General features: G+C 58.1%; 18 protein-coding genes. 15 read left to right on the top strand and 3 right to left on the bottom strand.

Going from position 1 to position 20,623, the window contains the following annotated elements; translation table 11 throughout:
* Nucleotides 1-53: 53 nt before the first annotated feature.
* The 10 genes from gcvT to DXY31_RS01120 all read left to right on the top strand — a co-directional run bounded on the left by gcvT (nucleotide 54) and on the right by DXY31_RS01120 (nucleotide 12,815).
* Complete coding sequence (gcvT, locus tag DXY31_RS01165; RefSeq protein WP_114990880.1) at nucleotides 54-1,157, top strand: glycine cleavage system aminomethyltransferase GcvT; 1,104 nt, start codon at nucleotides 54-56, stop codon at nucleotides 1,155-1,157.
* A 48-nt stretch (nucleotides 1,158-1,205) separates the two neighbouring features.
* On the top strand, nucleotides 1,206-3,041 hold the full coding sequence (aspS, locus tag DXY31_RS01160) for an aspartate--tRNA ligase (protein WP_114990877.1): 1,836 nt from the start codon (nucleotides 1,206-1,208) through the stop codon (nucleotides 3,039-3,041).
* Between the two features lie 82 nt (nucleotides 3,042-3,123).
* Nucleotides 3,124-4,254: an RNA polymerase sigma factor, RpoD/SigA family gene (locus DXY31_RS01155; protein WP_114990874.1), complete on the top strand. Its 1,131-nt coding sequence runs from the start codon at nucleotides 3,124-3,126 to the stop codon at nucleotides 4,252-4,254.
* Between the two features lie 29 nt (nucleotides 4,255-4,283).
* A complete protein-coding gene (locus tag DXY31_RS01150; RefSeq protein WP_114990870.1) occupies nucleotides 4,284-4,766 on the top strand; it encodes a Dps family protein in 483 nt (160 codons plus the stop codon).
* Nucleotides 4,767-4,827: 61 nt separating this feature from the next.
* Nucleotides 4,828-6,507 (top strand): CTP synthase, encoded by a 1,680-nt coding sequence (locus tag DXY31_RS01145; RefSeq protein ID WP_114990866.1) that lies wholly within the window; start codon nucleotides 4,828-4,830, stop codon nucleotides 6,505-6,507.
* A gap of 2 nt (nucleotides 6,508-6,509) precedes the next feature.
* The gene (locus DXY31_RS01140) at nucleotides 6,510-7,127 is read left to right on the top strand and encodes a 7-carboxy-7-deazaguanine synthase QueE (RefSeq protein WP_114991120.1); all 618 of its coding nucleotides are present in this window, start codon (nucleotides 6,510-6,512) and stop codon (nucleotides 7,125-7,127) included.
* A 33-nt stretch (nucleotides 7,128-7,160) separates the two neighbouring features.
* The gene (locus DXY31_RS01135; protein WP_244279417.1) at nucleotides 7,161-7,817 is read left to right on the top strand and encodes a M23 family metallopeptidase; all 657 of its coding nucleotides are present in this window, start codon (nucleotides 7,161-7,163) and stop codon (nucleotides 7,815-7,817) included.
* Nucleotides 7,818-7,820: 3 nt separating this feature from the next.
* The gene (locus DXY31_RS01130; RefSeq protein ID WP_114990863.1) at nucleotides 7,821-8,579 is read left to right on the top strand and encodes a peptidylprolyl isomerase; all 759 of its coding nucleotides are present in this window, start codon (nucleotides 7,821-7,823) and stop codon (nucleotides 8,577-8,579) included.
* A 17-nt stretch (nucleotides 8,580-8,596) separates the two neighbouring features.
* Nucleotides 8,597-11,533, top strand: coding sequence for an ABC transporter transmembrane domain-containing protein (locus DXY31_RS01125; RefSeq protein WP_114990860.1), 2,937 nt, complete (start codon nucleotides 8,597-8,599; stop codon nucleotides 11,531-11,533).
* Between the two features lies 1 nt (nucleotide 11,534).
* The gene (locus tag DXY31_RS01120; protein WP_114990856.1) at nucleotides 11,535-12,815 is read left to right on the top strand and encodes an HlyD family secretion protein; all 1,281 of its coding nucleotides are present in this window, start codon (nucleotides 11,535-11,537) and stop codon (nucleotides 12,813-12,815) included.
* On the opposite strand, the gene DXY31_RS01115 is transcribed toward DXY31_RS01120, so the two are convergent.
* Nucleotides 12,816-13,361 (bottom strand): ecotin family protein, encoded by a 546-nt coding sequence (locus DXY31_RS01115; protein WP_114990852.1) that lies wholly within the window; start codon nucleotides 13,359-13,361, stop codon nucleotides 12,816-12,818.
* Nucleotides 13,362-13,388: 27 nt separating this feature from the next.
* Here DXY31_RS01115 and queC point away from each other — a divergent pair, with 27 nt between their 5' ends.
* From queC to DXY31_RS01100, 3 genes are read left to right on the top strand one after another with little or no spacing between them, the layout of a single operon-like run.
* Nucleotides 13,389-14,069 (top strand): 7-cyano-7-deazaguanine synthase QueC, encoded by a 681-nt coding sequence (gene queC / locus DXY31_RS01110; RefSeq protein ID WP_114991111.1) that lies wholly within the window; start codon nucleotides 13,389-13,391, stop codon nucleotides 14,067-14,069.
* Entirely contained in the window at nucleotides 14,066-15,373 is a 1,308-nt protein-coding gene (locus DXY31_RS01105; protein ID WP_114991114.1) for an anthranilate synthase component I family protein, read from the top strand. Before queC ends, DXY31_RS01105 begins: the two co-directional genes overlap by 4 nt.
* Nucleotides 15,370-16,206, top strand: a complete 837-nt coding sequence (locus DXY31_RS01100; protein WP_114990848.1) for an aminotransferase class IV — start codon at nucleotides 15,370-15,372, stop codon at nucleotides 16,204-16,206. The genes DXY31_RS01105 and DXY31_RS01100 overlap by 4 nt, the downstream gene beginning before the upstream one ends.
* A 14-nt stretch (nucleotides 16,207-16,220) precedes the next feature.
* On the opposite strand, the gene DXY31_RS01095 is transcribed toward DXY31_RS01100, so the two are convergent.
* Together DXY31_RS01095 and DXY31_RS01090 are read right to left on the bottom strand one after the other, a co-directional pair.
* On the bottom strand, nucleotides 16,221-17,042 hold the full coding sequence (locus DXY31_RS01095) for an HAD-IIB family hydrolase (RefSeq protein WP_114990845.1): 822 nt from the start codon (nucleotides 17,040-17,042) through the stop codon (nucleotides 16,221-16,223).
* Nucleotides 17,039-18,769, bottom strand: a complete 1,731-nt coding sequence (locus DXY31_RS01090; protein ID WP_114990842.1) for an alpha-amylase family glycosyl hydrolase — start codon at nucleotides 18,767-18,769, stop codon at nucleotides 17,039-17,041. The genes DXY31_RS01095 and DXY31_RS01090 overlap by 4 nt, the downstream gene beginning before the upstream one ends.
* 69 nt (nucleotides 18,770-18,838) lie before the next feature.
* Between DXY31_RS01090 and DXY31_RS01085 the strand changes: the two genes are divergently transcribed.
* Nucleotides 18,839-20,134 (top strand): glycosyl transferase, encoded by a 1,296-nt coding sequence (locus DXY31_RS01085; RefSeq protein ID WP_114991108.1) that lies wholly within the window; start codon nucleotides 18,839-18,841, stop codon nucleotides 20,132-20,134.
* A 216-nt stretch (nucleotides 20,135-20,350) separates the two neighbouring features.
* A complete protein-coding gene (locus tag DXY31_RS01080; RefSeq protein ID WP_114990841.1) occupies nucleotides 20,351-20,596 on the top strand; it encodes a DUF1830 domain-containing protein in 246 nt (81 codons plus the stop codon).
* Nucleotides 20,597-20,623: the final 27 nt, after the last annotated feature.

The raw sequence follows: 20,623 nt of genomic DNA, 5'->3' as shown, positions 1-20,623 counted from the left end.
ACGCAAACCGGAACTGCATCCATAGGATCCGCTTTAAACGCCTGATCTCCGTCATGGATCTGCATCGCACGCCGCTTCATGACCTCTGTCGAGAGGCCAAAGGCCGCATGGTTCCTTTTGCTGGCTGGGAGATGGCGGTGCAGTTCTCAGGATTGATCGCCGAACACAAAGCCGTTCGTGAAGCCGTAGGGATGTTCGACATCTCTCACATGGGCGTAGTTCGCATCGAAGGCAGTAATCCCAAGGACGCACTCCAGACTCTGGTGCCAACGGACCTGCACCGGATCGGAGTGGGCCAGGCCTGCTACACCGTGCTGCTCAATGACAACGGCGGCATCCGTGATGACCTAATCATCTACGACCAGGGGGAAACTGCATCCGGCGACGGCACCCTGCTGGTAGTCATCAATGCTGCCTGCGCTGACAGCGACACGGCCTGGCTGAAACAGCAGCTGGAACCACGAGGTCTGCGTGTGCGGGATGAAAAGGGGGATGGCGTGTTGTTGGCCCTGCAGGGCCCGAAGGCGATTGGCATTCTCGAGACACTCAGCGGAGAGTCTCTGCACGAGCTACCCCGCTTTGGCCATCGCCAGTTGCACTTGCAAGGGCTCAGCGAACAGGTGTTCTGCGCCAGAACCGGCTACACCGGAGAAGACGGTGCTGAGTTGCTGCTGAGCCGGACAGACGGACGCAAACTCTGGGCGCAACTGCTGGCCCTGGATGTCGTGCCATGCGGCCTGGGAGCACGCGACACCTTGCGTCTTGAGGCCGCCATGCACCTCTATGGCCAAGACATGACTGCCAACACCAATCCGTTCGAATCAGGCCTGGGTTGGCTGGTCCACCTTGAGATGCCTCAGGACTTCATTGGCCGCGCAGCTCTAGAGCAGGTGGCCGCCAATGGAGCCTCCCAGCGACTTGTGGGACTGAAGCTGCAAGGACGAGCTATTGCCCGGCATGACTACCCGGTGCTGCACAACGGTAAAAAGGTGGGAGTGGTCACCAGCGGCAGTTGGTCACCCACCCTGGAGGAGGCCATCGCCCTTGCGGTCGTACCAAAGGAGCTGGCGAAAGTCGGCAGCGAACTTGGTGTGGAGATACGAGGGCAGGTACAACCGGCCACCGTGGTGAAGCGGCCCTTCTACCGACGTGGTTAAAGGGGCCCGGGCTATGGGAAACTCGCCTGTCAACAGTTGAAAGATCCGATGCGCAGCAATGGTTGCGGCGACCTGCGCAAGCAGCACATAGATAAGCAGGTGCAGCTGTGCGGCTGGGTGGATCGACGCCGCGACCACGGCGGTGTGATTTTCATTGACCTGCGCGACCGCAGCGGCACCGTGCAGATCACCGTGGACCCCGACCTGGGTGCTGAGGCTTTTGCTGTAGCCGAACATCTACGCAGCGAAACCGTGCTGCAGGTGAATGGCAAGGTGCGAGCCCGCCCAGCCGAATCCCTCAACGACAAGCTGGCAACCGGTGCTGTGGAAGTGCTGGCCAGTGGAATCAAGGTGTTGAACAGCGTGAAAGGGAACCTTCCCTTCCCCGTTTCGGTGCACGACGAAGAGAACACACGCGAGGAGCTGCGACTGCGTCACCGCTATCTGGATCTGCGCCGCAAGCGCATGAACGACAACCTGCGCCTGCGGGCCCAGACCATCCAGGCCGCCCGCCGCTTCCTCGAGGACGCTGGCTTCATTGAGGTGGAAACGCCAGTGCTCACGCGCTCCACTCCTGAAGGCGCACGCGATTACGTGCTTCCAAGCCGCGTCTGCGGCGGCGAATGGTTCGCCTTGCCGCAGTCACCCCAGTTGTTCAAGCAGTTGCTGATGGTGGGCGGCATCGAGCGCTACTACCAAGTAGCGCGCTGCTTCCGCGATGAAGACCTGCGCGCCGACCGCCAGCCGGAGTTCACCCAGCTGGACATCGAGATGAGCTTCATGGACCAGGAGCAGATCCTGGAGCTCAACGAATCACTGATCTGCGCCATCTGGAAGGCGGTGAAAGGCATCGAGCTGCCGAGACCGTTCCCGCGCATGACCTGGCATGACGCCATGGAACGCTATGGCACCGACAGGCCCGACACCCGTTACGGCATGGAGCTGGTGACCGTTTCGGACATCGTCGAGGACATGGGCTTCAAGGTGTTCAGCGGCGCGGTGAAGTCCGGCGGCGCGGTGAAGGTGATTGCCGTGCCAGGCGGCAATGATGCCGTCTCCAATGTGCGCATCAAACCCGGTGGAGATGTGTTCAGCGAAGCCCAGGCCGCCGGTGCCGGTGGTCTGGCCTTCATCCGCGTGCGAGATGGCGGCGAGATCGACACCATCGGCGCGATCAAGGACAACATCAGCGACGAGCAGAAGCAGTTGCTACTCAGCCGCACAGGCGCGGAACCCGGCACCCTGCTGTTGTTCGGTGCCGGCGACACCGCCACGGTGAACAAGGCCCTCGACCGGGTGCGTCAGTACCTCGCCAAAGAGCTGGGAATGGTCCAATACGACAGGGAAAACGACCAGTGGAATTTCCTCTGGGTCGTGGATTTCCCGATGTTCGAGTTCAACAGTGATGAGAATCGTTTTGAGGCTCTGCATCACCCCTTCTGCGCTCCGAACGCCGAAGACCTGGGCAACGACCCATCGGAGTGGGCTCAGACACTGCCAGAAGCCCGCGCTCAGGCTTACGACCTCGTGCTCAATGGGCTCGAACTCGGCGGTGGCTCGCTGCGCATCCACGACTCGGCCCTGCAGCGACAGGTGTTACAAACCGTGGGACTGCCTCTGGAGGAAGCTCAAGAGCAGTTCGGTTTCCTGATGGACGCCCTGGATGTGGGAGCTCCACCCCACGGAGGCCTGGCCTTCGGCGTCGACCGGATGGTGATGCTGTTGGCAGGCGAGGAATCGATCCGCGACACGATCGCCTTCCCCAAGACCCAGCAGGCGCGTTGTTTGATGACCAATGCTCCCGGCGATGTCGCCGACAAACAGCTAGAGGAGCTGCATGTGGCCAGCACCTGGGTGGAAGAGAACGACGAGACCGAAAACTAGAACCCGAACAGAAACCAGCGTTTCGGAGCACTGAGCCCTCAAAGCATCAACCCTGGAAGAACAGTGAGCCATTCAGGGTTTCTTGGCCAAACACTCCCGATCGACGGGGCATGCCCCGATCCGCTGGAGCGGTGGCAACGATCTGCTGCGCCTGTACTTGCAGGACATCGGTCGAGTCGACCTGCTCACCAGCGAAGAAGAAGTCACCCTCTCTCGTCAGGTCCAGGCACGGGAGAAACTGCTCGTGCAGGAGCGGGACCTCAGCAATCAGCATGCGGCAATCCGGATCCTGCTGGATCTAGAGGAGCTGCAGTTGCGCGAAGCCAATCAGGTGAGCCACTGGCCCACACGTCAGGAATGGGCACGGGCGGCTGAATTGCCCATCGAAGAACTCAATCGAAAGCTGAATGAGGGGTACAGCCTCTGGGCAGATGAGGTGGGCCTTGAGGCTAAGGAATTGCAGCGACGGCTTCGGGAGGGCCGCAGGGCCCGCGACCGGATGATCCAGGCCAACCTGCGCCTTGTGGTGGCGGTGGCGAAAAAGTATCAGCAGCGGGGCATGGAACTGCTGGATTTGGTTCAAGAAGGAACGCTTGGCCTCGAGCGGGCGGTTGAAAAGTTCGACCCCACCCGAGGCTTCCGCTTCAGCACTTACGCCTACTGGTGGATCCGTCAGGGAATCACCCGAGCGATCGCCACCCAGAGCCGAACGATTCGTCTACCGGTGCATGTCACCGAAAAACTGAACCGCATCAAACGCGTTCAGCAGGAGATCGCCACCGAAAAGGGACGACTGGCATCAGTGACTGATCTGGCCAGGGAACTGGGGCTGAGCGAAGAAACAGTGCGCATGACGCTGATGCGGGTTCCTCGCTCGATCTCCCTGGAAACCAGGGTCGGCAAGGACCAGGACACCCAGTTGGGAGACCTGCTGGAAGACGGCAGTGCCACACCTGAGCAGACCCTCACCCGCGATTCCCTCCATGACGACCTGGAGCACTTGTTGGATGAGCTCACACCAAGGGAAGCGGAAGTGATCCGTAGTCGTTTCGGCCTCGAGGACGATCACCCGCGCACCCTGGCGGAAATCGGTGAAGCGATGGCGCTGTCGCGAGAAAGGGTTCGCCAGATCGAGACGCGCGCCCTACTCAAGCTGCGCCAACCGCAGCGGCGATCCAAGGTAAAGGACTACATCCTGGGCCTGGATTCCTGACTTCAACCACCCTTATTCCAACCAATTGCATGGCCAGCGCACCCCAGATCAACATTGGTATCCCTCAGGAACAGCGCGAGGAAATCGCAGCTGGGCTAAGCCGATTGCTGGCGGATACCTATGTGCTCTATGGAAAAACGCATGGATTCCACTGGAATGTGACCGGTCCGATGTTCAACACCCTGCATCTGATGTTCATGGACCAGTACACCGAGCTGTGGAATTCCCTGGACGAGATCGCTGAAAGAATCAGGGCTCTTGGCATCGTGGCCCCCTATGGCGGCGCAACCCTTGCTGGACTGGCATCCATCAAGGAAATCAGCCAACCACCTGCTGCTCTCGACATGGTGAGGGAACTGGTTGCTGGCCATGAGGCCGTGGCCAGAACCGCTCGCAGCATTTTTCCTCTGGCGGAAGCCGCGAGCGATGAACCCACCGCTGACCTGCTGACCCAGCGGCTGCAGATTCACGAGAAAACAGCCTGGATGCTCAGAAGCCTGCTGGAGGGATGACCTTCAGCCAAAACTGGGCCCCTTGGTGCAATGGGTACATTGAAGAATCGACCAGGGGTTCATGGCCAAGTTCGTCTTCGTCACCGGTGGTGTCGTCTCCAGCATCGGCAAGGGAATCGTGGCCGCCAGCCTGGGACGCCTGCTCAAATCGCGTGGCTACAGCGTTTCGATCCTGAAGCTGGATCCATACTTGAATGTGGACCCAGGCACGATGAGCCCCTTTCAGCATGGCGAGGTCTTCGTCACTGAAGACGGGGCTGAAACCGACCTCGACCTGGGTCACTACGAACGCTTCACCGATACGGCAATGTCGCGCCTCAACAGCGTGACCACCGGTTCGATCTACCAGTCGGTGATCAACAAGGAGCGCCGCGGTGATTACAACGGTGGCACGGTGCAGGTGATTCCCCACATCACCGGTGAGATCCGCGAACGGATCCACCGCGTGGCCGCCAATAGTGGCGCCGATGTGGTGATCACCGAAATCGGCGGCACCGTGGGTGACATCGAGTCGCTGCCCTTTCTGGAAGCCATCCGTGAATTCCGCGGCGATGTGGGTCGCCATGACCTGGCCTACATCCATGTGACCCTGCTGCCCTTCATCGGCACCTCTGGAGAACTGAAAACCAAACCCACCCAGCATTCAGTGAAGGAGCTGCGATCCATCGGCATCCAACCCGATGTGCTGGTGTGCCGAAGCGACCGGGACATCAACCAGGAGCTCAAACGCAAGATCGGCGGCTTCTGCGGGGTTCCCGAACGAGCAGTCATCCCTTCCCTAGACGCCGACAGCATCTATGCCGTGCCCTTGACCCTCGAGGACGAAGGCCTCTGCCGCGAAGTGCTCGATGTTCTGCAACTGGAGGACCACGACAGCGACATGGCCGGCTGGGCCCAGCTAGTGCACCAGATGCGCAACCCAGGACCGACTGTCAAGGTGGCGTTGGTCGGCAAGTACGTGCAACTCAACGACGCCTACCTCTCGGTGGTCGAAGCTCTTCGCCACGCCTGTCTGGCGCAGAATGCCTCGCTGGATTTGCACTGGGTCTGCGCTGAGCAAATCGAGAACGACGGAGCCGAAAGCCTGCTGAAAGGCATGGACGCCGTCGTGGTGCCAGGGGGCTTCGGCAACCGGGGTGTTGACGGCAAGGTGGCCGCCATTCGCTGGGCAAGGGAACAACGGGTGCCCTTCTTGGGTTTGTGCCTCGGCATGCAAACGGCGGTGATCGAGTGGGCACGCAATCAGGCCGGTCTCACGGATGCATCCAGCGCTGAGCTCAATCCGGACACCCAGCATGCGGTGATTCACCTGCTTCCTGAGCAGCAGGACGTCGTCGATCTCGGCGGCACCATGCGTCTGGGGGTTTATCCGTGCCGGATCGCGGAGGGCTCGATGGCCGCACGCCTCTACGGCGATCAGGTGGTCTACGAACGCCACCGGCACCGTTATGAGTTCAACAATGCCTACCGCAGCCTGTTCCTCGAATCGGGTTATCGCATCAGCGGCAGCTCACCCGATGGCCGGCTGGTGGAACTGATTGAGCTGCCGGGTCATCCCTTCTTCACGGCCTGCCAATACCACCCGGAATTCCTGTCGCGCCCGGGCAGACCGCACCCCCTGTTCCGCGGTTTGATCGAGGCAGCCCAGCAGCGCCTGCCCTCAAGTCCTAGTGAAGCTTTGCGTCAACAGGGTTCTGCCATCGGTGGCCGCGACTTCCCTGAAGCCAGCCGCAACCCTTGAGAATTGCCGAGTCCATAAACAACCTGCCTTTGGTGGAAACCTTCCACTCCCTGCAGGGGGAAGGTCTACATGCAGGTCGCAGCGCCTTTTTCATCCGCCTCGGCGGCTGCAAGGTGGGCTGCAGCTGGTGTGACACCAAGCATTCCTGGTCCGCACACGTGCATCCGCAACGAAGCGTCGAAGACCTGGCGCAGGATGCCTTGCAAGCCGCGAAGGAAGGAGCTGCATTTGTGGTGATCACTGGCGGAGAACCACTGCATCACGAGCTTGAACCACTCACCAGCGCCATCCGCAGCAGCTGTTCACTTCCCATCCACCTTGAGACCAGCGGCGTTGATCCCCTCAGCGGCAGCCCCGACTGGATCACGCTCTCGCCGAAACGACACAAACCACCAAGGCAGGATCTGCTCTGCTGCTGCCATGAACTAAAGGTGGTGGTTCATGAAGCTGCAGATCTGCTGTTCGCCGATGTGGTGGCCTCTCAGGCTCCTCAGGCTCACTGGCTTGTGCAGCCGGGATGGGAGAGCCAGGAAGGCCAGGAGCTGGCGGTGACCAAAGCACGGGGAGACGGACGCTGGCGGCTGAGCCTGCAGAACCACAAGTGGCTTGGCGTGCGCTGAATCGATACAACAGCGAAATCAGATCCGCTTGCCATGCAGCGCAACAATCTGCTGATGCTTGCAGCCACGGCGATTGGGGGGATCACATGGGCCTTGGTCGCTCTGACACCAACCATCTCTGCACAACCTCTCCCTCCCAAACAGGTCCCTGAACGCACCGGTGTTTCCAATCTGGCTTTGCTCAGCCAATCCCGCCCGCGACGGCTACCCGACTCCCACCGTCCGTTCCGCAAAGGCGAAACGCTGCGTCTGGTGTATCCCTTAGCTCAGCCCGCGCAGGAGGTTCAGCCCTATGGCTGGCGCTACTCAGACCGTCGCCAACGCTGGCGCATGCACGTGGGCCACGACCTGATCGCTCCTGCGGCCACACCCGTACTGGCCATGCTTTCAGGACGGGTACAACTGGCGCAGTCGATCAGCGGCTATGGGCTCACGGTTCTGCTGGACCATGGCCGGGGCTGGCAAACCGTGTACGCCCATCTTCAGAGTGCTGACGTTCATGCTGGTCAGCTGGTGCGTGCCGGTGACCGCATCGGCCGCGTCGGTCGCAGCGGCTCCGCCAGCACCGACCATCTGCATGTTGAGCTCAGACGACTGGAAGGACGCCAGGCCTTTGCGCTGGACCTCGGTCCACTACTGCTGTCAACATCCAAACGCTCGGAGATCGATGGCCCGCCGGCTAACTTCTGATGCATGGATGACTTTCGGCCCGCTGTTCTGGCCTCGCTGACCACTCTGGGTGCCAACACCCTTGATCTGCTGCGTCGCAACGATTTACTGCATTCCTTAGCGCGAAAACAGCTCATGCTTGAGGCCACTACCGGCCTCAACCCCTCACCTGAACTGATTCAGAAGGCGCTGGTCAATCACTGCCAGAAAGCACAGATTAAAGATGAAGCAGCTCTAAAAGTCTGGCTAGACGAGCGTTGTTTAAGCAGGGATGAGCTGCTTTTGCAATTGAGCATGCCTCTCAAGCTTGCCGAACTGGCTCTAAACAGTTTTGGCATCCAGGCAGAAGCACGTTTTCTGCAACGAAAGGAATCGCTCGATCAAGTGACCTACAGCCTGCTGCGGGTTAAAGATTCCGGAATGGCCCATGAGCTCTACCTGCAGTTGGAAGCAGGTGAAGCAAGCTTTGAGAACTTGGCCACCGATCACAGCGAAGGGCCCGAGAAGCGCAGCAGTGGCAAAATCGGTCCAGGAAGCCTGATGCGTGCTCATCCCAAACTGCGTTACCAGTTGCGCACAGCCACCCCAGGAGTGGTGCTGGAACCCATCCTCATCGATCAATGGTGGGTGGTGAGCCGGCTTGATGAGCGTCATGAAGCCAGCTTCAATGATCCAATGCGTCAGCGCATGGCCAGCGAAATGCTCGACGATTGGCTGCGGATTGAGACCAAGGAACTAGTCAAATCACTCTCAAGCATGGAAAATAGTCCGGCCGTGCCCTAACGACTCTGGAATCCGCAATGTCGATCGGGCTCGAAGCCCTGCGTACCAGATTCCGCGAACAGGGTGAATCCCAGCGGTTTGCCCTGGGCCAGCCTCTCTGCGAGAGGCAATTCATCCCTGGCCGCGTCCTGCTGATCGAGAGTGGCAACGCCCGACTACTCGGAGAACAGGGGGGTCGACTCAGCACCCTGATCCGTCTTCAAGCCGGCAGCTTTGTAGGTGTGGCTTCACTCCTGCGTGCAGCTCCTTGCGAAGAGGTCAGAGCCGCCTCAGAGATGGTCGCCATCAGCCTCAGCGATGAGCAACTGCTTGCACTTGTGAACAGTGACCCAACAATCGCTGCTGCTTGCCGCAATCACCTGTGGGAAGCGGAGCTGGCAGCGCTTCTGCAGCAGCAACTCGATCGCGTAGCCAAGCAATCACTGTCCCTGAGCGAATTGCTCGTGGAGCTGCTGCCGACAGCACGACTGTTAGACGCCTCGAACGACGGCGCCATCCGCACCTCCCTGGACAAAGGAGAGCGACTGTTCCTCGCCAGTCAACCCGCTGAGGAAACTGAGGCTGTGCTTGGAGATGAACTCATCGATCCTGGCCTCATCGCTGCGATGCCAGTCGATGTGCATGGCCTGCCAATGCGGGTGATCGCCCTTCCAGGCGGGGCTTTTGCAGCTATCGACGCAGTCATACACGAACAAACGATCGAACCCGAGGCCATCAGCAACTCCGCTGACAACTCCCAATCTCGCAGTGAGATCACGCAGGCCCCTCGGCACGTGCCGGTGAGCCGCTTCAACCAAACCAATGAAGACAACCGCGACTTCTTCGTGGCGGGTGAAGGCGTTGTCGAAGAGACATTGGCCTGCTTCCAGATGCTGACCAAGCTGATGAAGCTGCCGTTCCGGCGCGATGCGATTGAGCGGGTCCTGCGCGATCAGCTGCGCCGCAACCAGACACCCACATTGCGACTCTGTGGCCAAATCGCAGCTGGTTTAGGCCTGCATGTGTCGGGTGCGAAGGTTCCGGCAAGCATGGGCCTACGTCTGCAGACACCAACATTGGTGCCCTGGGGACAGGCCTTCGCCTTGGCAGTGCGCAGCGATCAACGCGGCCTTGTGCTGGCGTCTCCGAGCCAGGGCTTTGTGGAACTCGACTCAACCCAACTGGAAAACGCCTTTCCAGAGGGCATCGATCTGTTGCTGATCGACCGCACCAGCGCCACACCAGAGCAAAAATTCGGTCCCTCCTGGTTTTGGCCTGCTCTCAAGCGCTACCGCGGAGTGCTGGTTCAGGTGCTGATCGCCAGCTTCGTGGTGCAGTTGTTCACGCTGGCTAATCCACTGCTGATCCAGGTGATCATCGACAAGGTGATTGCCCAGCGCAGCTTAGACACCCTGGAGGTACTTGGCATCGCGCTTGTGGCAGTGACGCTACTTGAAGGAGTTCTTGGCAGTCTGAAGACCTATTTATTCACCGAAACGACCAACCGCATCGACCAGCGCCTCGGCGCAGAAGTCATTGACCATTTGCTCCGGCTCCCTCTCGGCTATTTCGATCGCCGCCCGGTGGGTGAGCTGGGATCACGAGTCGCCGAACTGGAAAAGATTCGCAACTTTCTAACTGGTCAGGCTCTGACCACTGTTCTTGATGCAGCTTTTTCAGTCATCTACATCGTGGTGATGCTCTTCTACAGCTGGGTGCTGACATTGGTGGCTCTGGCCGTTCTGCCGATTCAGATCACACTCACCCTGCTGGGTGCTCCTCTGTTCCGGCGTCAGTACCGCAAAGCTGCTGAAGCCAATGCTTCAACTGCGAGCCATCTCATTGAGGTGCTGACTGGAATCCAAACGGTGAAAAGCCAAAACGTTGAAATGGTGAGCCGTTGGACCTGGCAGGAACGCTACGGCAAATACATCAGCCGCACATTTGAACAAACCATTACCGGAACAGCACTCAGCCAAACATCACAGGTTCTGCAGAAAATCTCCCAGCTCTTGGTGCTCTGGGTGGGCGCCACATTGGTTTTATCCGGAGAGCTCACCCTTGGTCAGCTGATTGCCTTCCGAATCATCTCCGGCTATGTCACTCAACCACTTCTGCGCCTTTCATCGATCTGGCAGACGATCCAGGAATTACGGGTGAGCTTCGAGCGATTGGCCGACGTGATCGACCACAAACAGGAATCTGACGATCAGGACAAAGCCAAAGTGCCCCTACCGCCCATTGAAGGTGCAGTGCACTTCGACAACCTCACTTTTGCCTTCAATCCAGGATCAGCGCCTGTCTTGAACGATGTATCACTGCAAGTAAAGCCCGGCACCTTTGTCGGAATCGTTGGACAAAGCGGAAGCGGCAAAAGCACGCTGATGAAACTCCTGCCAAGGCTTTACTCGCCAAACCAGGGGCGGATCTTGATCGATGGATATGACATCGACAAAGTCGAGCTCTACTCGCTGCGGCGCCAGATCGGCATCGTTCCCCAGGACCCTTTGCTGTTCTCGGGCAACGTGAATGAGAACATCGCTCTGACCCAGCCGGATGCCAGCAGCGAACAGATCGTCATGGCCGCAAAAGTGGCTTGCGCCCATGACTTCATTATGGAATTACCGGCTGGATACAGCACCTCAGTGGGTGAACGTGGAGCCTCTCTCAGTGGAGGACAGCGTCAGCGCATCGCCATAGCCCGCACACTTCTGGCCAATCCAAAGCTGCTGGTGATGGACGAGGCCACGAGCGCACTTGACTACGAAACCGAGCGCAGGGTCTGCGACAACATGATCCAGGCCTTGCACGATTGCACGGTTTTCTTTATCACCCACCGCCTATCCACCGTGCGTCGGGCAGATCTGATTGTGGTGATGCACCAGGGCGCGGTGGTTGAAATGGGTTCGCACGACGAACTGATGAGCCAACGCGGTCGTTACTACGCCCTTTATCGCCAGCAGGAGGCCAGCTGAGATGACGAACGATTCAAACAACAACAATCCTCAGAACGACACTGGCAGTCAGGAGAACGGAAGCAACAAGGAAAGTGCTCCTGGAAAGCTTGTCCGGCAGGCACGCTCAGCACTCGAGAACCGCATCACTCTGGTCAGCGAGCAGGAGAACGTTCTGCAGCAAAGTCGCTTCTGGATGAAGACAGTCACCTGGGGGCTGATTGGTACCACCGCTCTGGGTATCGGCTTCTTGGCGGTGGCTCGAACAGAGGAAGTGGTGGTTGCCAAGGGCAAACTGGAACCGATCGGGAACGTCAAGGAGGTTCGAGTCCCACCCGGCGGACTCGTCGAAGAAATTCTGGTGAAAAACGGCGAACGCGTCTCTGAGGGGCAGGCACTGATCCGTCTCGATCAGGAAAGCACAGCGGAACAACTCAAGTCCTCGATCAAAGGAGTGGAAGAAAAAACCACACAAATCAAGCAAAAAGAGCAACAGCTAGTTCTGAAAAAGCAGGAAAAAGAACGCACTGAGGATTTAAACCGCGAGCAAGTAGCCACCACGCGTGCCAAACTTGCTCTTGAAGAAGATATCCTGGCACGATTAAGTACCCTGGCTGAAGAAGGTGGAATTAAAGATATTCAATATCTGCAGCAACGCAACAAGGTTGAGGAGGTGAAAGGTGAACTGATAAAACTAGAGCTCGATGGACGTCGACAAACTAATCAGATCGACCAGCAGATTAAGTTAATTAACTCAGAACTTGCAGGTCTACGTAGCGAGAAAGCTCAGCTCAATGCCGAACTAACGCAAATAAGAGTCGCCAATAAAAACAAGACCCTACGGGCACCTGTTAACGGCATTGTTTTTGATTTGAAACTGAACAATCCTGGTTTCGTCTCCCAGGCCATGTCGTCCGATGTGATGTTGAAGGTGGTCCCCTTCAACAGCATGGAAGCCGATGTAGAGATTCCCAGCAACAAGATTGGCTTTGTACGCGCTGGCCAGCCAGCGGATATCAGCATTGATTCCTTTCCAGCCACTGACTTCGGCGTTCTGGAAGGGACCGTTCAGTCGGTGGGATCAGACGCACTTCCTCCCAATCCCCAGCTGATGCAACAGGAGTACACCTACCCAGCAGTAATCAAGTTGGACAGCCAGCAACTCAAACTGAGCAGCGGCACCAAATTGCCACTGCAAGTTGGCATGTCGCTTACCGCCAATATCAAGTTGCGCAGTGTCAGCTACTTGCAGCTGTTGCTGAACACATTCCGAAGCAAGACTGACTCACTACGCCAGATTTGATCAAAGCCTGACCCCAGGCAGCTGACGCGTCTCTGCTTTCCAGATCCGCCAGCGCAGTTGCAAGTTCTCGGGCAGATCCACAACGATCGGCCAGGAGGCGTTGTAAGGAACCAGATAGGGCTGCTTGCCCAGCGACAGGAAAGATGTTCTGGTGGACTGATCATCAGGACAGGCCATCGCGGTGCTGATCACAGCCACAGGAGACTTCACTTCAAACAGGGCCTTGCCAGATGCCTTAGGAAGCATGCGCATGGTCATCCCGGAACCTGAAAGACGCTTGGAGTTGCAATCAAGCGTGACCGTCTGGCCCACGATCAGCTGAATCCGCCAGTCGATCGGTTGTGCAGAGATGAATGGATCTGAACTCTCAGGCAGCAGACCCGAAGGCTGAATCACCCAACGTTTGAGGCCAGGGGCTGGCTCCGGATAGCCGGTCAGATTCAGACGCGGAATCGCAACACCGGGTGGCGCAGAAAAAGCGGCGAGCGACAGAGCAGCTCCAACGCAGGCGATTGGCTTCAACAGCTGATGCGGAGGCTTCGTCATCACCCCATGGACAACAGAATGCACAGCATGACCGATTTCACAGCGATTGCCCTTCTATCTGGCGGACTGGACTCCGCCACAGCGGCAGCCCTGGCGATGGAAGCGGGCGGGCGGGTGATCGGGCTCTCCTTCGATTACGGCCAGCGCCATCGGCGGGAACTGCAGGCCGCCAACACCATCGCCGAAGCTCTGAACCTGGCCGAGCACCACACGATCAGCGTGAACCTGGCGAGTTGGGGTGGATCATCTCTGACCGATCAGCAGCAGGATTTACCGACCAAAGGAGTGCAGGAGGGAGTCATCCCCAACACCTACGTCCCGGGCAGAAACACTGTGTTCATCAGCATTGGCCTCAGCCTGGCCGAGGCTCGCAACGCCGAGCGAGTCGTTCTTGGGGTCAATGCCGTGGACTACTCGGGATACCCAGATTGTCGGCCCGACTATCTGGAGGCCTTCCAGACCCTGGCAAACCTCAGCAGCAGGGTTGGCCGCGAGGGACATGGCCCTCGACTCTGGGCACCGCTGGTGCAGTGGAGCAAGCAACGCATCGTGGAGGAAGCCCTGCGCCTGGGTGTGCCGATCGATTCCACCTGGAGCTGCTACAGCGGAGGGAGCAGACCGTGCAGCGTCTGCGACAGCTGTCGCATTCGTGATGCGGCTCTGCGTGATGCCGGTCGCCCCGATCTATGCAGCAGCGCAAGCCGATGACCCTGCTGCGCAGGCGTCTGCCCTGGCTCGAGCCGGCAATGGTCGCGGAAAACCTGGCTCATATTCACGGTGAGAACGGCCTGATCTGGCTCGATGGAGATGGCAGCGAACTTGGACAGCACATCACCCTGGCGGTGGACCCTCTGGAGCAGCACTGCTGCAGAGGTCTGCCGGGTGAGCCAGGAGCATCCAATCCCTTCACAACTCTGCGGCAACTCCAAGGCGGCCACTGGACTGGATGGCTCAGCTACGACGCTGCCGCCTGGATGGAACCCGGCAACCCCTGGCGTCGTGATGCGATGGCAACCCTCTGGATCGCACGCCACGATCCTGTGCTGCGATTTGATCTCAAAGCTAGGGAGATCCATTTGCAAGGCATCGACCCTGAACGCCATGCCGCCATGGCCAGGACATTGGAGAACCTGGGTACGACCAAAACCACATCACGGCAAGAGAAGACGCTTGGATGCACCTGGCATCGGCACAGCGACCGCGCCACATTCAAAGCAGGCGTCAGCAAAATTCGTGCGCTGATTGCCAGCGGCGATCTGTTCCAGGCCAACCTCACCAGCTGCGCAAGCAGCACTCTCAAGAGCAACGTCAGCAACTTGGAGCTCTATGGGCGTCTGCGCCATCGATGCCCTGCTCCCTTCAGTGGTCTGCTGGTTGGAGGGGGTGCTGCCGCAGGAGAAGCGGTTCTCTCTACCTCCCCGGAACGCTTTTTGCAGGTGGAGCCTGGCGGAGCGGTTCAGACAAGACCAATCAAAGGAACCCGGCCGCGCCACGCTGATCCGCGCATCGACGACGACCTAGCGGCGGACCTGGTCTGCAGCGCCAAGGATCGAGCCGAAAACGTGATGATCGTGGATCTGCTGCGCAACGACCTCGGTCGTGTCTGCCGTCCTGGATCCGTCCAGGTGCCAGACCTCGTACGGCTCGAGAGCTACGCCCGCGTGCACCATCTCACCTCAGTTGTCACAGGCCAGTTGCGTCCGGACGCGTCCTGGGTGGATCTGCTGGAGGCCAGCTGGCCAGGGGGGTCGATCACCGGTGCACCCAAGCTGAGAGCCTGCCAACGGCTCCATGAACTGGAAGCGCAGGGCCGTGGCCCCTATTGCGGCTCGCTGCTGCACCTCGACTGGAACGGCCGCTTCGACAGCAACATCCTGATCCGCACCCTGCTACGTAAAGACGCGCAGCTACGGCTCCATGCAGGTTGCGGAATTGTGGCTGACTCCGACCCCGAAACGGAAGCAGACGAACTCGACTGGAAGCTGCTGCCTTTGCTGGAGGCACTGACATGACCGCAACAACTATCAGCTGGCTTAACGGCGAATGGGGCAGTGCCGATGCGCTGCGCATGCCGCTCTTGGATCGAGGTCTGCAGCTTGCGGATGGATTGTTCGAGACGATCCTGATCCAGGACGGAAGAGCCCAGCTACTGAGTAAACATCTACAGCGGTGGCAGCACAGCTCAGCACTGCTTGGAATGGCAGCTCCTCCCGCTCGCCTCTGGCTGGAGCAAATAGTTGATAAAGCCATCACTCGAGCAGGCCTGAACACTACCGGCACAGCAGGGGCGATGCGTCTCAACTGGAGCCGTGGCAGCAGTGCTGGCCGCGGAATCGGCTTAGCCACCGGTGATCCGGATCCAACTCAGCACCGCTTCTGGCTCACCCTTCAGCCCCATCAGCTGGATTTTGAACCCACGCAGGCCTGGATCAGTGTTCAGGAACAACGCAACGCCAATAGTGTTCTCAGCCGTTGCAAAACCCTCGCCTACGGCCAGTCGATTCAGGCCAGGCGGGAAGCGCAAGAACATGGAGCAGAACTGGCGCTGCTGCGCAACACAAGCGGTGATCTCTGCTGCGCAGACAGCGCCAACCTGCTGGTAAAAAGACAGGGTGCGTGGATCACCCCACCGCTAAGCAGCGGATGCTTACCAGGAGTGATGCGAGCCAGAGCACTGGAACAGAGACTTGTGAGTGAAACGTCGATCGGTCCTGCGCTGAGAGCCAATGACCAGGCGCTATTGATCAACAGCCTGGGCTGCAGATCGCTGAACAGCGTGAACGGAATGGACCTGAATCCATATCCCGAGCCAGAACAACTGTGGCAGCAGCTGATCGTTAGCTGAGACATGACGGACCTCTAGACAAGCACCGTGTCGTTGTCCTGCAAGCCTGGGATATAGCGCAGCACGGCCGCCGACCAACCCTCGCCATGGGGTGCAGGCGCCAGTTGATAACGACCCTCGGCCACTCCGTTCTTCAGCTCGGGATGCGGTCCGGTCGGTCCTGGAACCACCACAGCACAGTCGCCGGCATTCAGCAGCGGTAGGTCATTGGGCGAGTCCCCCAGGGCAAGCACCTTCACCTTCGGAACCCCCAGGTGTTGCTTGAGCGTCTTCAGTGCCTGGCCCTTGCTAACGCCAGCACCAAGCAGATGACCCAAGCGATTGCCCTGCACCAAACCCAGCTGGCGCATCTCTGCCAGCCCCTGAAGACGCTGCCGAGATTCAAGGGTCTTCGGCGGAACGAAGGGAACACTGCACTGACGGCGCTGTGCTTGCTGTAGGGCCTCACCGCTGAGGCCCAACAGTCGATCAGCCTCGCTGTCACTGAGATCGTCTAAAGCCTGGAGCGGTTCGCCGAGCTCGCGCTCGAGGTCAGCAAGTTGCGGTCTGAGCTGTCTCCAGGATGGACCTAAGTCATGGTGCCAAAGCTCACCAGTCGCGGATTCTCCATAGATGGCTCCACCATTCTCGACGATGAACGGATCATGCAGATCCGCCATCTCACGAAAACGGAGCACCTCCTCTGCCGTCTTGCTCGTGCAGGGAATCACAGGGATGCCATGACGCTGAAGGCAACGAATCGCGTCCATCGCGGCAGACCAGTCGTAGTGATGATCCATCAGCGTGCCGTCGAGATCGGTCACGACCCACCAGCTGGAGTATGGAGTCAGCGTCATTCCTGCACCAGCCAGAGCACTGCATACGGCTCCAGTGCATGCCGCTTTCGGGGAACAAACTGCTGATCAGTGAGGCGATCGACCCAGATCAGGTCATCTCGCTCACCCAGAACGGTGGGATCAAACGTGAGGCGAGAAGCAGTGAAGTTGTGGACAGCCACCAGAGTGTGACCCTGATGAGAGCAGCGAAGGACGACACGATCCACACGGTCCACACTGAGCACATCAAAGACGCTGTCTGGATGCAGAGCAGGCAGCTCGGCCCGCAGCTTGAGTGCATGGCGAAGAGACGTCAACACAGCGGTTGCATCACTATCAGGATCATCAAGGCGCCGCTCGAGCGCCGCTGCTTTGAATTGAGGACGGTTGAGATCCCTTCGATGACCACTTTGACGAAAGCGAGCCAGATCGTTCGGACTGGCCAGCAAAGCTGGTAAATAAAAAGCGGGAATGCCAGGAAGCACCAACTTCAGCATTTCGGTAAGCAGAAAACGCTGGCGCTGAAGATGAGCTGGGTCAAGACCTCCGTCTGCCATGGCGCTCCACCAGCTGATGTTGATCTCATAGGGAACGTCCTCCCCATCAGCGAGACGACGATGACTGACCAAGCCACCTCGCTGCTCACAAGCAATCAGCAGATTCAACAAACGCCGCTGAGGCATCAGTCCCTCCAGTGGCCTCAACCCCACACCGTCATGGCAGGCCGTGAAGTTCAGCAGTGCAGTGGAATTTGGGAGTTGGGGCCAACGCGAGAGCCAGCTGTTGAGCAGATCAGCAGAACCACTCATGGCGGCCTCCATCAACAGTGGAGGAAGCGGGAAGTTGTAAGCGAGATGGGCTTCCCGACCACTGCGCAAATAGGAGAGATTCTCTTCTTCCGGAACATTGGTCTCCGTCACCACCACGCCTCGGCCAGCACAGGCATGCGTAAGCAAATGACGCAGCACCTCAACAAGCCGGTGGACCTCAGGTCGGTGAATGCAAGAGGTGTTCGGCTCCTTCCAGACGAAGCCAACAGCATCAAGACGAATCCAACGCACACCATGGGCGAGCTTCTGCTTCAACAATCGCGTGAAGCCAAGCAAAACCTCCGAGCAACGCCAGTCCAAATCAACCTGATCGGGTCCGAAGGTGGTCCACACCTGACGCTGACCCCCAGAGCTCTGCAGATGGGTGAATAGTGCTGAACTACGAGGACGAACCACGTCGTCCCAGCAGGGATCAGGGGCAGCCTCCAGAACACAGAAGCAACCAGGCTCCTCATCTCTCAGAAACTGGCGCACCCATGGATGGGATGCAGATACGTGGTTGAGCACCAGATCCGCCATTAAGCAGCGCCCCTCTGCCAACGCGGCAAGGTCACTCCAGTCGCCATGGCGTGTCTCCAACTGCTCATGACTCGAAACGGCAAAACCTCCATCGCTAGTGGACTCAAGAAACGGAAGCACATGAATCACAGGTGCAAAAACCTGCAGATGGCGGTTCACAAAACTGCGAAGCCCCTGCAATCCAGGTTTGGCATCATCGACAACAGAATCCGCATAGGTAATCAACACCACATCATCTCCATTCCAGCGGTGGTCCACGACTGCCGGGTCGGCATGCGCTGAAGCCGGTCCGAGAATTTGCAGCAATTGCGACGACAACTCTTGGAGATCGCCGGAAGAATTGTTTGGGTAGAGATCTCTTAGCAGGGTTCGCAGCGTTTCATCGCGCGGAGGCTGCATCAGGTTCCACCAGAACGTCGTTCAGGTATGGAACAGGTTCTTCTCCTCTGTTGTCGCATCGAACACCGCATGGATTTTCAGCAAAGCCTGATCACCACGGTTCATGATTACAGCCTTGGCAATCTCGATGCCATCGAATTCAACAAGGAGCTTCAGCAAAGACCCACAGCTCTGCTGATTCCGTGTCTGATGGAGGAATTCAACCGGCCGGCACTGAGCCTGATCCGCGACACCCTGTCCACACTCCCGGGACTTTCCAGTCTGGTGATCGCCCTCTACGCCGAAAGCATCGAGGACGTCAACGCCGCAGAAGCCTTCTTTGCAAACATGCCTTTCCCAGTGCAAGTGCACTGGACAAACGGCCCAGCAGTGGGTGAAGTGCTCTCCTCCATGGGCAGCCTGGGCCTAGATCTAACCGGCCCCCCCGGTAAAGGATGGGCTGTCTGGCAAGGGCTCGGGGTGGCCTGTCAGCAAGCTGAAGTCATTGGACTGTTTGACGCAGACATCCGCACCTTTGGTTCCGGGTATCCCGAGCGGATGCTGCGACCACTGCTCAATCCATCCCATGGGATGGCTTACGTCAAAGCCTTTTACAGCCGACTATCTCTAGAAACCCAAGCACTGCAGGGGCGCGCCACAAGACTTTTCGTTGGCCCATTATTGGCGAGCTTAGAGGAGATTTTCGGCGCACTGCCCTATCTCCGCTACCTCCAGACCTTCCGTTATCCACTGGCTGGAGAGTTTGCTTTCACGCGCGACCTGGCGATGAACCTGCGGATTCCATCCGATTGGGGCCTCGAGATGGGACTGCTCTCCGAGGTCTATCGACACGTAGCACCCAGCCGGATCACACAGGTGGATTTAGGTCTGTTTGATCACAAGCACAAAAGCCTTGGAGACAAGCCTGACGAAGGTCTACAACGCATGGCCAGTGAGATCTTCTGCACTGTGTTGCGCAGCCTGATGGAGCATGAAGGCTGCGTGATGTCGATGGATCAGCTACCCACTCTGGAAGTGCTGTATCGGCGTGTCGGAGAGGACAGGGTTCGTCAATTTGGACTCGACTCCGCCATCAATCGACTTCCCTACGACCGTCATGGCGAAGAACTGGCGATCCACCGTTTTGCCGACCTGCTGCGTCCAAGCCTGAGCGGACTGCTGGCATCACCAATTGCTCATCAACTACCAAGCTGGTCGAGACTCAACAGCTGTAACCCATCCTTTGCAATGGATCTTGCCAAAGCTGGCAGAGTCGGCCACCAGTCGTCGAGTTACACACCAACTGCCATAAAACTCAGGCGTCCTAACCATTCACCAGTAAGACTCGAACTTGAGGCCAAAGCATCAACAACAGCAGCAGCTTGAGGAGTACCGCAAAAACGAGACCTCCCTCACCAATCAGTGAGGAAGAAATAACAGGTGTAACACAGCGAACCAATCCAAATGTTGCATCGACTACCCAATAAGTGCGTTTGGTATCAAGCGAGAAAATTCATATCAACAAAGTTTGAGTTTGGTTATAGATTAGACATTTTTACAGATCAATCCTCGAGAAATTAAAGATACTCTATTTAATTTCAGATGATTGAATGCGTGTACCAGAACGAGACCAACAAGATGGTGATCGTTAAATGCATAGGCCAAAATAATTTCTACCTCGAGAAGGTTGTCATGCCGAAAGAGTTCTTCTGGTTCGAGGCTCCAAAAGAAGCACGCCTTGAACTGTGGAAGATGTCACCACAGGGACAAATGCTCGATATTCGCGGCTACGTCGCCGACCACTCAATTAAAAGAGACATAACGACAGAAACTGCATATGCAAGTTGAAAATATTGAAATTATTTACATCAACGA

The sequence above is a fragment of the Synechococcus sp. UW179A genome, assembly GCF_900473965.1.
Classification (GTDB): Bacteria; Cyanobacteriota; Cyanobacteriia; order PCC-6307; family Cyanobiaceae; genus Synechococcus_C.
Note: the sequence above shows the minus strand (reverse complement) of the source record. Positions and strands in the feature narration are given on the sequence as shown.

Excerpts from the sequence above, each read along its gene's own strand:
- gcvT (WP_114990880.1), top strand. The coding sequence starts at position 54 with ATGGATCTGCATCGCACGCCGCTTCATGACCTCTGTCGAGAGGCCAAA.
- aspS (WP_114990877.1), top strand. The coding sequence starts at position 1,206 with ATGCGCAGCAATGGTTGCGGCGACCTGCGCAAGCAGCACATAGATAAG.
- DXY31_RS01150 (WP_114990870.1), top strand. The coding sequence starts at position 4,284 with ATGGCCAGCGCACCCCAGATCAACATTGGTATCCCTCAGGAACAGCGC.
- DXY31_RS01145 (WP_114990866.1), top strand. The coding sequence starts at position 4,828 with ATGGCCAAGTTCGTCTTCGTCACCGGTGGTGTCGTCTCCAGCATCGGC.
- DXY31_RS01135 (WP_244279417.1), top strand. The coding sequence starts at position 7,161 with ATGCAGCGCAACAATCTGCTGATGCTTGCAGCCACGGCGATTGGGGGG.
- DXY31_RS01130 (WP_114990863.1), top strand. The coding sequence starts at position 7,821 with ATGGATGACTTTCGGCCCGCTGTTCTGGCCTCGCTGACCACTCTGGGT.
- DXY31_RS01125 (WP_114990860.1), top strand. The coding sequence starts at position 8,597 with ATGTCGATCGGGCTCGAAGCCCTGCGTACCAGATTCCGCGAACAGGGT.
- DXY31_RS01120 (WP_114990856.1), top strand. The coding sequence starts at position 11,535 with ATGACGAACGATTCAAACAACAACAATCCTCAGAACGACACTGGCAGT.
- DXY31_RS01115 (WP_114990852.1), bottom strand. The coding sequence starts at position 13,361 with ATGACGAAGCCTCCGCATCAGCTGTTGAAGCCAATCGCCTGCGTTGGA.
- queC (WP_114991111.1), top strand. The coding sequence starts at position 13,389 with ATGACCGATTTCACAGCGATTGCCCTTCTATCTGGCGGACTGGACTCC.
- DXY31_RS01105 (WP_114991114.1), top strand. The coding sequence starts at position 14,066 with ATGACCCTGCTGCGCAGGCGTCTGCCCTGGCTCGAGCCGGCAATGGTC.
- DXY31_RS01100 (WP_114990848.1), top strand. The coding sequence starts at position 15,370 with ATGACCGCAACAACTATCAGCTGGCTTAACGGCGAATGGGGCAGTGCC.
- DXY31_RS01095 (WP_114990845.1), bottom strand. The coding sequence starts at position 17,042 with ATGACGCTGACTCCATACTCCAGCTGGTGGGTCGTGACCGATCTCGAC.
- DXY31_RS01090 (WP_114990842.1), bottom strand. The coding sequence starts at position 18,769 with ATGCAGCCTCCGCGCGATGAAACGCTGCGAACCCTGCTAAGAGATCTC.
- DXY31_RS01085 (WP_114991108.1), top strand. The coding sequence starts at position 18,839 with ATGGATTTTCAGCAAAGCCTGATCACCACGGTTCATGATTACAGCCTT.
- DXY31_RS01080 (WP_114990841.1), top strand. The coding sequence starts at position 20,351 with ATGATTGAATGCGTGTACCAGAACGAGACCAACAAGATGGTGATCGTT.